This is a genomic window from Corynebacterium sp. MSK039, assembly GCF_030232315.1.
GTDB lineage: Bacteria > Actinomycetota > Actinomycetes > Mycobacteriales > Mycobacteriaceae > Corynebacterium.
This window is the reverse complement of record NZ_JASPJL010000051.1, coordinates 1-379: the sequence shown is the minus strand read 5'-3', so window position 1 is coordinate 379 and position 379 is coordinate 1. Positions and strand designations below refer to the sequence as shown.

Below are 379 nucleotides of genomic sequence, written 5' to 3'. Positions count from 1 at the left end.
CTGCTTGCTGCCATTGAAGCGGAGCAGCCAGAAGCAGATGGTTCCCTGGTGCTTCATTCTGACCGGGGTGCACATTACCGCGGTAGCACCTGGCGCAGTTTGACCGCTAAATACGGGATTGTCAGCTCAATGTCTAAAAAGGGTTGCAGCCCAGATAACGCAGCGTGTGAAGGATTTTTCGGCCGTATGAAAAATGAGATGTACTACGGCAAGGTTTGGCAAACCACCAAAGAGCTCGAAGAAGCCATCGCGCGATACATCGAGTTCTATAACAACCACCGGATCAAAACCAGTCTAGGCGGTGTGAGTATCACCGCCTACCGAAAACTTCATGTAGCGTGACCCGAAACTGTCCAACAAAATGTCCGCGTCCCCTTTT

At 51.2% G+C, this 379-nt stretch carries 1 protein-coding gene; it reads left to right on the top strand.

Translation table 11 applies throughout. The features are described 5' to 3' along the window. A partial coding sequence (locus QP997_RS09785; protein ID WP_284847007.1) for an IS3 family transposase occupies positions 1-342 on the top strand: 342 nt, incomplete at its 5' end. Positions 343-379 lie beyond the last annotated feature (37 nt).